Source organism: Undibacterium sp. KW1 (assembly GCF_009937955.1).
Taxonomy (GTDB): Bacteria; Pseudomonadota; Gammaproteobacteria; order Burkholderiales; family Burkholderiaceae_D; genus Undibacterium.
Genome location: NZ_AP018439.1, coordinates 2,723,049 through 2,735,186 on the forward strand (window position 1 = coordinate 2,723,049; position 12,138 = coordinate 2,735,186).

Annotated in this window: 12 protein-coding genes; 5 read left to right on the forward strand and 7 right to left on the reverse strand. The window is 48.2% G+C overall.

All coding sequences use genetic code 11. From position 1 onward, the window contains the following. Window positions 1–31: 31 nt before the first annotated feature. A complete protein-coding gene (locus UNDKW_RS12325; protein WP_162058923.1) occupies window positions 32–880 on the reverse strand; it encodes a pyruvate, water dikinase regulatory protein in 849 nt (282 codons plus the stop codon). A 232-nt stretch (window positions 881–1,112) separates the two neighbouring features. On the opposite strand from UNDKW_RS12325, the gene ppsA reads away from it, so the two are divergent. The 4 genes from ppsA to UNDKW_RS12345 all read left to right on the forward strand — a co-directional run bounded on the left by ppsA (window position 1,113) and on the right by UNDKW_RS12345 (window position 7,382). Beyond that, entirely contained in the window at window positions 1,113–3,530 is a 2,418-nt protein-coding gene (gene ppsA / locus UNDKW_RS12330) for a phosphoenolpyruvate synthase (protein ID WP_162058924.1), read from the forward strand. A gap of 344 nt (window positions 3,531–3,874) precedes the next feature. Beyond that, complete coding sequence (locus tag UNDKW_RS12335; protein ID WP_370529116.1) at window positions 3,875–4,288, forward strand: NfeD family protein; 414 nt, start codon at window positions 3,875–3,877, stop codon at window positions 4,286–4,288. Between the two features lie 59 nt (window positions 4,289–4,347). Beyond that, window positions 4,348–5,298 carry an SPFH domain-containing protein gene (locus UNDKW_RS12340; RefSeq protein WP_162058925.1) on the forward strand — a complete coding sequence of 317 codons (951 nt, stop codon included), beginning with the start codon at window positions 4,348–4,350 and terminating at the stop codon, window positions 5,296–5,298. A gap of 140 nt (window positions 5,299–5,438) precedes the next feature. Then, complete coding sequence (locus UNDKW_RS12345; protein ID WP_162058926.1) at window positions 5,439–7,382, forward strand: SPFH domain-containing protein; 1,944 nt, start codon at window positions 5,439–5,441, stop codon at window positions 7,380–7,382. Window positions 7,383–7,407: 25 nt separating this feature from the next. Here the strand turns inward: UNDKW_RS12345 and UNDKW_RS12350 are convergent, their stop codons facing one another. Genes UNDKW_RS12350 through UNDKW_RS12375 form a run of 6 tightly spaced genes read right to left on the reverse strand, consistent with a single transcriptional unit; the run spans window position 7,408 to window position 11,194 of the window. Next, entirely contained in the window at window positions 7,408–7,986 is a 579-nt protein-coding gene (locus tag UNDKW_RS12350; RefSeq protein WP_162058927.1) for a hypothetical protein, read from the reverse strand. Beyond that, window positions 7,974–8,297 carry a putative DNA-binding domain-containing protein gene (locus UNDKW_RS12355; RefSeq protein WP_162058928.1) on the reverse strand — a complete coding sequence of 108 codons (324 nt, stop codon included), beginning with the start codon at window positions 8,295–8,297 and terminating at the stop codon, window positions 7,974–7,976. Before UNDKW_RS12355 ends, UNDKW_RS12350 begins: the two co-directional genes overlap by 13 nt. Beyond that, window positions 8,294–9,208: a DUF692 domain-containing protein gene (locus UNDKW_RS12360; protein WP_162061909.1), complete on the reverse strand. Its 915-nt coding sequence runs from the start codon at window positions 9,206–9,208 to the stop codon at window positions 8,294–8,296. Before UNDKW_RS12360 ends, UNDKW_RS12355 begins: the two co-directional genes overlap by 4 nt. A 32-nt stretch (window positions 9,209–9,240) precedes the next feature. Beyond that, window positions 9,241–10,020: a hypothetical protein gene (locus UNDKW_RS12365; protein WP_162058929.1), complete on the reverse strand. Its 780-nt coding sequence runs from the start codon at window positions 10,018–10,020 to the stop codon at window positions 9,241–9,243. Next, window positions 10,013–10,927, reverse strand: a complete 915-nt coding sequence (locus tag UNDKW_RS12370; RefSeq protein ID WP_162061910.1) for a ferritin-like domain-containing protein — start codon at window positions 10,925–10,927, stop codon at window positions 10,013–10,015. The genes UNDKW_RS12365 and UNDKW_RS12370 overlap by 8 nt, the downstream gene beginning before the upstream one ends. Further along, window positions 10,928–11,194: a hypothetical protein gene (locus UNDKW_RS12375; RefSeq protein ID WP_162058930.1), complete on the reverse strand. Its 267-nt coding sequence runs from the start codon at window positions 11,192–11,194 to the stop codon at window positions 10,928–10,930. It abuts the gene before it with no gap. Between the two features lie 173 nt (window positions 11,195–11,367). On the opposite strand from UNDKW_RS12375, the gene UNDKW_RS12380 reads away from it, so the two are divergent. Then, window positions 11,368–12,060: a DNA alkylation repair protein gene (locus UNDKW_RS12380; protein WP_162058931.1), complete on the forward strand. Its 693-nt coding sequence runs from the start codon at window positions 11,368–11,370 to the stop codon at window positions 12,058–12,060. Window positions 12,061–12,138: the final 78 nt, after the last annotated feature.

The following is a 12,138-nucleotide window of genomic DNA, read 5'->3' on the forward strand; positions in this document are numbered from 1 at the left end:
CGCCTAGCCATCTTAATTTTGCAGCAGCCTCCTAGTAAATCCGCACGTCAGATTTAATCTCCTGCAAAATCGTGGTCGATATCTCTTCTATCGATTTTGCAGTCGATGATAACCAGCGTATGCCTTCACGCTTCATCATCAGTTCCGCCTCGTTGACTTCATAGCGGCAGTTTTCCAGTGATGCATATTTGCTACCTGGGCGACGTTCATTGCGAATTTCTGACAGACGTTCAGGTGCAATGCTCAAGCCAAAAATCTTTCCTTTAAATTCAGGCAATGCAGATGGCAACTTACCGCGTTCAAAATCATCCGGGATCAAAGGATAATTTGCTGCCTTGATGCCATATTGCATGGCCAGATACAGGGTAGTTGGCGTTTTTCCTGAGCGCGAAACACCGACAAGTATCACATCTGCCGTTGATAAATTCTTGTTGGACTGACCATCGTCATGTGCCAAAGAGAAATTAATGGCTTCTATCCTGTTTTTATACTCTTCAGAATCTGTAATGTTATGGCTGCGCCCTATGGTGTGAGTGGACTTGACACCCAGTTCCTGCTCAAGTGGTGACACAAAGGTTTGTATCAAATCCATGTGCAAACCCTTGGATTTAAAAACAACCCCAGCCAGGTCAGTTTTAACCAGAGTAGAGAAGACGATGGGGCGATTGCCTTCAGCCGTATAGGCGTCATTGATTTTGCGCACGGCATCGTGGGCTTTTTCCAGAGTATCTATGAAGGGTAAGCGAACTTGTTTAAATTTCAAGTCAAATTGTGTCAATACCGAGTGACCAAAGGTTTCTGCAGTGATGCCGGTACCGTCCGAGACGAAAAAAACGGTACGGTTCGCTGCAGGCCGTGCTTGCTGGGGAGTATCTGACATAGTAATTTTATATAAATAATGGCAATAGACTGGACGAAATATATTTGTACTCTTAGAAACAAAAAAGACTGCAAATTCTTATTCCGTTTAGATAAATCTTGCAGGACACAATGTAAAATGCTGCAACAGCATGTCAAGCGTGGCTCGCCTCAAGAATAACAAAAAACCAGCGGGATACGAAGCAACACGGCATTAAACAGCAAAGATTTCTTACCATCAAAAAGAGGTTGTTATGTCCAACGCAGCAAATACCGAAGCAACTTATGTTGCCTCGTTTGAGCATTTACGCATGACGGATGTTGAATCCGTCGGCGGAAAAAATGCTTCTTTAGGCGAAATGATCAGCCAACTGGCAACTGCCGGTGTGCGGGTTCCTGGTGGTTTTGCCACCACGGCACAAGCTTTTCGTGATTTCCTGACACATAGTATCGATGGCGGTCTGCCATTGGAAAAGCGCATCGCTGACCGTCTTGAGGGGCTTGATATCGACGATGTCAAAGAGTTGGCAAGAGCCGGTGCCGATATCCGCCAATGGATCATAGACACACCATTCCAGCCGCGTTTGCTCAAGGAAATAGAAGAGTTCTACAACAAGCTGGTTTCTGACTCTACCGCTGAAATGTCGTTTGCCGTGCGTTCTTCGGCTACGGCAGAAGATTTACCTGATGCCTCGTTTGCAGGCCAGCAAGAAACTTTCTTGAATGTTGTCGGAATTGACAATATTCTGGAGGCAATGAAACACGTATTTGCCTCGCTGTATAACGACAGGGCAATTTCCTACCGTGTCCATAAAGGTTTTACACACGCTGAAGTAGCCTTGTCTGCCGGTGTACAGCGCATGGTGCGTTCAGACCTGGGTGCCGCTGGCGTGATGTTCACGATAGATACAGAATCTGGTTTCAAGGATGTGGTTTTCATCACTTCCAGCTATGGTCTGGGTGAAACCGTAGTACAGGGCGCGGTTAATCCTGACGAATTCTATGTCCATAAGCCTATGCTGGAACAGGGCAAATTGCCTGTCATACGCCGCAATATTGGCTCCAAGCTCATTAAAATGGAATTCACAGGAGAAGCCAAGGCTGGTCGTTCGGTTAAGACAGTCGATGTGCCGGTCGAATTGCGTAACCGTTATTCCCTGAATGATACAGAAGTAGTAGAGCTGGCTAAATACGCGACCATCATCGAGAAGCATTATGGCCGCCCTATGGACATCGAATGGGGTAAGGATGGCCGTGACGGCAAGCTGTACATCCTGCAAGCACGTCCGGAAACCGTCAAATCCCAGCAAAAACATACTGATGCACAGCAGCGCTTCAAGCTCAAAGGTAGTGGCACTGTGCTGGTGTCTGGCCGTGCGATTGGCCAGAAAATCGGTGCCGGCCGAGTGCGCGTCATTCATGATCCTTCCGAGATGGAAAGAGTGCAGCCAGGCGACGTTCTGGTAGCCGACATGACAGACCCTAACTGGGAACCTGTCATGAAGCGCGCTGCCGCTATCGTCACCAATCGTGGTGGTCGTACTTGTCACGCAGCGATTATTGCGCGTGAACTCGGTGTTCCAGCCGTAGTCGGTTGTGAAGATGCGACGGATGTGCTGAAAGATGGCACCCTGGTCACAGTGTCTTGTGCAGAAGGTGATGAAGGCAAGATTTACGATGGTTTGCTGGAAACCGAGGTCACAGAAGAAGTACGCGGTGAATTGCCCAAATTGCCTTTGAAGATCATGCTCAATGTCGGTAATCCACAACTGGCATTTGACTTCCAGTCTGTACCGAATGATGGCGTTGGTTTGGCGCGCCTGGAATTCATCATCAATAACAATATCGGCGTGCATCCAAAAGCGATACTGGAATACCCGAATATTGATGCCGATCTCAAAAAAGCCGTGGAATCTGTTGCACGTGGGCATGCCTCTCCAAGAGCCTTTTATGTAGATAAACTGGCAGAAGGCATCGCGACTATTGCGGCTGCATTCTGGCCCAAGAAAGTTATTGTTCGCTTGTCAGATTTTAAATCGAATGAATACAAAAAGCTCATAGGTGGATCGCGCTACGAACCGGATGAAGAAAATCCTATGCTGGGTTTCCGCGGTGCTGCGCGTTATCTTGCACCGGATTTTGCCGAGTCATTCGAAATGGAATGCCAGGCCATGAAACGTGTGCGTAATGAGATGGGGCTGACCAATGTAGAAATCATGGTTCCTTTCGTACGTACTCTGGGTCAGGCAGAAAAAGTCGTGAACCTGCTGGCAAAAAATGGACTCAAACGTGGTGAAAATGGCTTGCGCCTGATCATGATGTGCGAAGTGCCATCGAATGCAATCCTGGCAGAAGAATTCCTGCAATTCTTTGATGGCTTCTCTATTGGCTCCAATGATTTGACACAGTTGACGCTTGGTCTGGATCGCGATTCTGGCATGGAATTGCTGGCAGCGGATTTTGATGAACGTGACCCTGCTGTACGCGCCTTGTTGTCACGTGCGATCGCCGCCTGTCGCAAACTCGACAAGTATGTTGGTATCTGCGGCCAGGGACCATCTGATCATCCAGACTTTGCTGAATGGCTGATGAAGGAAGGGATAGAATCGATTTCCCTGAACCCTGATTCTGTTATTGATACCTGGCAGAAACTGGCTGCAGTCGGAAAATAAATAGATCTGCTCTGGAAGTAAAAAACGGGAATTTCTTGCAAAAGAATTCCCGTTTTTGTTGTTGGTGCGCCGCAACATAATTCAATTGAACCCCCTTGTATTTTTTAGAATTAAGACTAGACTACCGATGTCGAAACTTAAGAAAAAGAAAATCAATACTTCAACAAAATTCCTGAGAAAGCCCTCGTTACCACGCCAGGTAACGGGGGCTTTTTTGTGGGTAAATTTCTATGACGATTACCGATGAAAAATATAAGCCAGTCGTAGAAAATGCAAATGTCGCAAAGTAAATAAGTACAAAAACTGATAAGGAGAATAAGAATATGAACGGATGGATGATGTGGATGATACTGGCTGGTGTAGTTGTGATCTTTGAGTTGTTCACTGGCACGTTTTACTTGTTGATGATTTCAATTGGTTTGGTTGCCGGTGCTCTGGCTGCTGTTTTCCAATTGGGTTCAGCAGGACAAATGATAGTTGCTGCTGTTGTTGGATCGCTCGCAACCATAGCCTTGCACAAGAGTAAATATGGCTGGAAAGAAAATGCAAATGCGGCCAGAGACCCAAATGTGAACATGGATATAGGGCAAACCTTGCAAGTCAATGAATGGAAGGAATTAGGTAATGGCAAGTTTGCCGCGAGAACCATGTATCGCGGCGCGATGTGGGATGTCGAATTACAGCACTCGGCAGGCTATCCCGGTGCTTATATTATTGAAGAGGTACAAGGTAGCCGTTTGATCGTAAGACCGTCGTAGCAGTGCAAAGAATAATTGAAATCACATAAGACAATCTGAATAACAATAAAGGTAAAAAAATGGAAAACATAGGTACAGTCGCTCTGGTTTTACTGGTATTGGGCATAGTGTTTATATTCAAGACCATTAACGTCGTGCCGCAGCAGCACGCCTGGGTGGTCGAGCGTTTAGGTAAATACCATGCCACGCTGGGGCCAGGCTTGAATATCGTGGTGCCTTTTGTTGATCGCATCGCTTATAAACACATACTGAAAGAAATCCCGCTCGATGTTCCGCCGCAGGTCTGTATCACCAGGGACAATACGCAATTGCAGGTAGATGGTATTTTGTATTTCCAGATTACTGATGCCATGCGTGCGTCTTATGGTTCGTCCAACTACATCTCTGCCATCACGCAACTGGCGCAAACCACCTTGCGTTCTGTCATCGGTAAGATGGAGCTAGACAAAACTTTCGAAGAGCGTGATCACATCAATACCACCATCGTGAATGCGATTGATGAATCGGCAGCCAACTGGGGAGTCAAGGTCTTGCGTTATGAAATCAAGGATTTGACACCACCAAAAGAAATCTTGCATGCGATGCAGGCGCAAATTACTGCTGAGCGTGAAAAACGTGCCTTGATCGCTGCGTCAGAAGGCCGCAAGCAAGAGCAGATCAATATTGCGACTGGTGAGCGTGAAGCGTCGATTGCCAAGTCTGAAGGTGAGAAACAGGCATCGATTAACCGTGCACAAGGTCAGGCTGCAGCCATACTGGCGATCGCAGAGGCCAGTGCAGAAGCGATACGCAAGACAGCAGCGGCGATACAGTCACCTGGTGGTGCAGATGCGGTCAATCTGAAAGTCGCAGAACAATATGTCAGTGCATTTGGCAACCTGGCTAAAACCAATAACTCCATTATTGTTCCAGCTAACCTGGGTGATATGAGTGGCCTGATCGCTACTGCCATGCAAGTTGTCAAGTCTCAAAAACCTGCTGTCATCGAGTCGCCACGACGACCCGTCTGATCAAATGAGGAGCGTGAGAGGCTCCTCATGTCGTAACTCTACCCAAACAAATCCCGTTGTACTGCTGGCATCTACCAGATGCCAGCAGGGCTGCTGCATGTCCGGAACAAACCGGAACTTTTAAAAAGAAGAGGCTATGTATGTTTGAAATTATTTTGGCAAGCATCGTTGTTATTCTTATTTGGCTGTTGTATAGCAGCAATGTGCTCGTATATATCTCGAATGAAAAAATTGGTATCGTCGAAAAGAAATGGTCGGCCAGCGGTTCTGTCCAGCATGGATTCATTGCCCTAAATGGCGAAGCCGGTTTCCAGCCCGAAGTATTGCGCGGTGGCTTTCATATGTTCTTCCCATTTCAATATTCCATACACAGACATGACCTGGTAACCATACAACAGGGCACCCTGGCCTATGTATTTGCCCGAGATGGGCAGGCCATGGCACCAACCCAGAATCTGGCATGCAATAAGGAGGCAAATGACTTTACCGATGTCCGCAGCTTCCTGACCAATGCTGGCCAAAAAGGTTTGCAACGCAAGATACTGCGTGAAGGTACTTACGCGATCAACCTTGCACAATTTGTGGTGCTGACTGCTGAGCGCGTTTATGCCTTACCTTTGCCTGGTGATGGCAATATCAGTAACGATGGCATCGTGGTCGGACAACTGGCAGAAATGCTGGATGAACTGCGCACACGTAATGGTTTCCTGCCCTTGGTGATACGTGACGATAAGCTGGCAGTCATCACTACGCATGAAGGGCAGTCTTTACCCGAGGGCACTATCGTTGCACCTGTAGTGGGCGCTGATCCGCATGAGGGTAATAGTTATCACCATGACTTTCAAAACCCAGAAGTGTTTATAGAAGCAGGCGGTTACAAAGGACGGCAGTTGCAGGTGCTGGTGGAAGGCACCTATTATCTGAATGCCCGTTTCGCCAGTTATGAAATAGTGGAAAAACGTGTAGTGCCGGTTGGCTATGTAGGTGTAGTGGTGTCTTATACCGGTAAGGCTGGTAACGACGTAACAGGGGATGCTTATCGTCACGGCGAATTGGTCAGCAGTGATGAAAAAGGTGTACAGGTAAGCCCATTATTGCCTGGCAAATATGCCCTGAACCCCTATGCTAAACGTGTTATCGATGTGCCTACGACCAACTTCATTTTGAAATGGCAGTCAGGCCAGGTGGGTTCACATGAGCTGGACAAGCACCTTAGTGAAGTTTCACTGATTACCAAAGACGCATTTGAACCTGACCTGCCTTTATCCGTCGTTGTCAATATCGACTATAAAATGGCGCCGCTGGTCATACAAAGGTTTGGCGATATCCAGAAACTGGTAGAGCAAACCCTGGACCCTATGGTTGCCGCGTATTTCAAGAACATAGGCCAGGGCAAAACACTCATCGAGTTACTGCAAGAACGTTCAGACATACAGGAGCGAGCCAAAGCAGAAATGCGCAAGAATTTTGAAGGTTATAATCTGACTCTGAATGAAGTATTGATAGGCACGCCGCGTGCCAAGACTGGCGACACGCAGATTGAAGTGATTCTGAAGCAATTGCGTGAGCGCCAGGTCTCCAGGGAGCAACTGGAAACTTACAAAACCAAAGAAACCGCCGCTGTACAAGAGCGCATCCTGCGTGAGGCAGAGGCCAGGGCAAAGCAACAGACTTCCATCACCGAGTCGGAACTGGCCGTCAAGATCGCAGAAAATCAAGGTAGTGCAGCCGTGCAGAAAGCGATCAAGGCAGCTGAGGAAGCACGTCAGGTTGCCTCGGGTGCTGCTGATGCCAAACGTACCCTGGCCAATGCCGAGGCTTACCAAATCCAGCAGATAGGTGAAGCGCAGGCGAAAGCAACTGAATTGAACGTAGAAGCATATGGCGGTCCAGAACTGCAATTCCAGCAAACAGTCTTGCTGCGCTTTGCTGAAGCGATAGAAAAAGGTCACATCGCCATGGTGCCAAGCATACAGACTGGTGGCAGTGGTAGCAGCTCCGCCGTAGATGCTTTCCTCGCACTCGCTGCAAAAGACCTGTTGAATAAAGGGGAGGGGAAAACCGCAATGATTAATGCCGGTTAATCTCGTATTCGAGAAGTGGCTTTGATCAGGTCAAAGTCACTTCTTCTGTCTTCAGCAGGCCATGCGCCTGGGCTTGTGGCTGCCACAGACAAATATCTGCCAGCAGTACTTTCATATCCAGGCCGGTTTCTTGTGATGACTTTACGGCGCACTCATGCATATCTGGATTGGTGCAAGCAGCCTGTAAAAAATGATATTGCCATGCAAGCAGGGGGATCAGTTGCACTCGGTAATTCTGTCGGGTAAATGCAAGATAACTGGTTTCTGGTTGTGGCGGAGTTGGTAGATCCTGATCCGCAGGTGCATGTTTTGCCTGCTCCCAGTATGCCAGTAAAGGAAAACTGGTTTTCAGTAGCCGTACGCAAGCCGGGATATGGATGTCTGCATGGAGCCCCATGAGCAGGTCAAACGCATTGTGGGTTTTGATGTTACGGTTATTTTCCAGTCCGGGTGCCCGTATTACCTCGGTAAATGCCCGTTCCAGTTTTGCTATCTCGACCGGAAACTGCGATAGCGGGTCTGCTTCGCCAGCTTTTAATGCGTCTGTATTTTGGGGTTGACTCTGCAGCAGGAAGCTGCCAAAACCAGCACCTAAATCATACAAAGACGGCGCACGGGAAGGATGTCGCCAGATATAGTTAGGGGCAAAAAATTAAACAATTCATCGCCCATCAAACGATGTAGAACCGGGAAGTCAGCTTGCAGGCATTCCTGTAATCGCAGGATGTAGCCGCGTGCATAAATATGCATGCGCGATCGCTTGCCTGGCGTGATCTTGATTACGCTTGACTCTTCCAGTCCCAGATGTTCCTGCGCCAGCGACAAGCCTCTCGCCAGGCCGCCGGGCGCAGTCATCACCGTTAAAAACCAGTGCTGTAATTGCGATAGCGATGGATCAGGTGCAGGCTGGCTCATGAAGTGCTGAGTACTTCCAGTTGAAAATGCACGGGTGTGGAAATGCTTGAACCCGATGCAGCATTGATTTTCATCTCTGGAAAATGACCAGTCATGACCAAGCGTGCCTTGTCCAGTTCTGCCAGCAAGTCAGGATAAGCCGGGATATTGGCATCCCATTCCAGCAGTGTAGAAACACCGCCCGTCAAGGTTTGTGCCATTGCATATAAATGCCAGACCGGTGTTGGTACTGGCTGATCATGCGTATCTATCATATAGTCTCCATGATGACTTGGTCCCGCCAGATGAATTTGCACGATGCGGTCCGCAGGCAGGTTGCGTATATAACGTTCAGCATCAAAGCCGTGATTGTAGGCAGACACATAGACATTATTGACATCCAGTAGTAACCCACAACCGTTTTTTTCAGTTAAGCGACTTAGAAATTCATCCTCCACCATGCTGGACTGTTCAAATTCTACGTAGGTACTGGGGTTTTCTATAATCAATGGACGTTCCAGAAAATCCTGCACTATGCGTACACGTTCAATCACATGCGCTAGCGTGACCTCATTCAAGGGGAGTGGTAGCAAATCATGGGTATTCATGGCTGCAGCACCCGTCCAGCACAAATGATCTGATACCCAGGCAGGTTGCAATTCCTTCGCGAGTTGCCTGAGCTTCTTTAGATAATCGAAATTCAGCGCATCTGCACTGCCTATCGATAGCGAAACACCGTGCATGACGATAGCACAGCTTTGCGCTACGCGTTCCAGTACATGACGTGCATAACCATGGTTATCAATGAAATTTTCTGTAATCACTTCAAACCAGGCGACTCCGGCACCATGTTCAAGTATGTGCTCAAAATGGGTATTGCGCAGACCAACGCCCAGACCCAGATTGGGCAGGCCCAGACGTGGCTGCAAAATGTACATAGAGTGCTGCTCAAGCATGCTAATCATCAGGTTGATGGTGGCAAAGCCAGTCGCAAATCATTTGGCTTGGGCTTTTCCCCCAGGTTTTTATGGCGCGTGCTCATTACCGTGCTGTAGGCCGCCCAGGCCGTGTCAAACACACTGTCACCTTGCTTGAAATTGATGTTCTTGTTCAATAGATGCTCTGCATGTGATGGCGCATCATCAAAAGTATACAAAGTCATTGTGCCGCTTGCGGGAAACAGTTGCGACGCAGAGATGGGCATGGCACAGCCACCATAGGTCTTACAGCGGTTGTCGCTTGGTGCGCTATATAAGGTGCCTGTAGGCGGTGGTCCAGGAGGAGCGCAGCAATTACCATGCGAGCCACGGTCTGGAGTTGCGGCTACAAGTGCTTCTTTGTCCGCTTCTTTTTCCGGCTTAACAACTATATCTATCTGGGCAAAACCGCAGCCACCCTGTGCCTCGCAACCGTTTGAGCCACGGCAGCTATGATAAATCGCAATGGCAGTACATTGATTATTGGAGTCTTCTGACGCTATTACCTTGTTGGCGTTGAAATCCAGGCACTGGCAAGAGTGGTACAAAATATTCTTGTCTGGTAGTGGAACACTGACTGACAAATCTGGCGAGCAACCTGTGATCGCCCAGCAAATCGACATGCGGTCGCCTGACCCGACCATGGATGGATAAGGGAAGTTCGTTTCCTTGTTTGTCCAGTACTCGTCCAGTACCGAGGTAATGCCATAAATGGCACCTGCAGATACGCTGCTTAACATCTGCACAGTTTTTTTTTGCTCATTCACTTTTCAGGCGATTCAGTGCGCCGGCAACGTCATCAGGTGTAAGGATATCTTGCGGCGCTGACGCTGCATCATATTCCTCATTGATCAACATGGAGGCAGTCCACTGATTGCCTGCAACCGCATGCCATTGTTCCCACGTCAACAACTGCTCAGATGTAGCTACTTTAGGGTGCAGTATGTCTTTGCTGATTTCCTGGAAGTGCTCATAGTGATCAAATGCCGCGCTGTGGAAACGTGCTGCAGCATCTCTCGATGCCGCTAACTCGCCGTCACCGTCATACGCAGGATAATCAAGCTTCAAGGCTTCGTCGGACTCACGATAGTCAGGCTGTACGGCACGCAATAATTGAGTGCGACGGTAGTGCTTGATCCCTGCGGAATTACCTTCGCCCTGATCGGTAATGGCGCACATCATATCGATGGCCTTGTTTTGTGAACCTGCCATGCCGCCATCAAGATCTTCAGGGCCGAACAAGGTGTCAAATTGCGGGTATTCTTTTTGCGGATGACAGTCGTTCGGCTGTTTGGGTGTGCTGTGGACATTGAACATGTCTTTTTGCACTGCGTTGTTATCAAAGAGTTTTTCCCATAGTGTCTGACCATCTGTATATTCCATGCTGATGTATCTGGCATAGCATTCATACATATAGCCAATGGTGCCGAACAGCGGCAGGTCAGCAAATCCCTTGTCAGAGTTCCAGTCGGCCAGTGGTACATCAGGGAAGTACTTATCGGCATTGTGGCGCAATTCTTCGCGCGCCTGCTTCTCTGGCTGCTCGATTGCCAAAAACAGTTCTATCTGATTTTTGTTCAGGGACTCCAGATTGACCCTGACATCCTTATAGCTGTTGGTGTCCCTCAGATCAACAATGCAAGGTATGGTGTGCTTGTCTGGCCCGTAACAAATTCAGCCACGCTCATTGGCTGTGCTGGCGTCTGCCGTGGTCGCCATTCCTGGCCATTGGCGGCCTTTATAATAATTGTTACCCTTGGAATTAATTTGATGCGTGCCGTAGATCGAATACATGGAATTTATGTACAGCGGTATCGTAAGCAATTCCACGCTGACAGTCGCCTGAGCAATGGCCCTTACGGCGGCGGCATCGGTGTTGAATTCTGACAGGGGACGATTCTTGATGGCGTGCTGCGGTGTTTCAGGTATGGCCGCGAACATGAGACGACTGCTGCGCTGGGGGAAGTGCAGACGAAAAGCGGCGGTAAAAAATGAACAAAACGTGATGACTTTAACATAAAAGAATATGGGCTTGAAAGAATTTGAGCGCGCCTGATTCTTTTAAGACTGTTTTTTTTTTTTGCGGCATCTTCACAATTTTTGGAGCAATTGGTATGAAAGAAATTATCAGTCAATGTCAGCATAGCTTATCGTCGCTTGCCGATCCGGTAAGGGCACAAGCCATGCGTGCCTATATGAAAAACCGTTGTGAATTTCTGGGTATTCCCGCACCTGAAAGGCGCAAGGCGTGTATTGATATTATCCAGCAATTGAAAACGGCTGATGCGGATGAACTTTTACAGATCGCAAATGGCTTGTGGTCCTGTGAACAGCGCGAATATCAGTATCTGGCAGTGGATATCCTGGCCAAGCATTACCGGCGTTTACGTTTGGAAGATGTGCCAGCCTTGCTCACTTTGGTGCAGCAAAAATCCTGGTGGGATACTGTCGATGGTCTGGCTGGTGTTGTCGGCGACGTATTGCAGCAAAATTTGACGGCGAGCCGGGATATACAAGCTGGCATGGATAAAGCTCTTGGACATCCCGATTTTTGGGTAAGGCGCATCGCCTTATTACATCAGTTAGGTTGGCGCGAACAGACCGATGTGAACAGATTATTTAGCTATGCTCTGGCGCTGGCAGACGAAAAAGAGTTTTTCATCCGTAAAGCGATAGGCTGGGCCTTGCGTGACTATGCCTGGCATGATCCAGTTGTCGTAAGAAACTTTTTGCAAGAAAATCAGAGTCGGTTTTCTGGCCTGAGCTACCGTGAGGCCGCTAAAAACTTGGAGAAACTGGGTAAATAGTTACAAAAAAACTTTACAGTTCATTCTGCAGCAGCACATTAAGCCACCATGCAGCACGGCATTTGCAATATGATATCG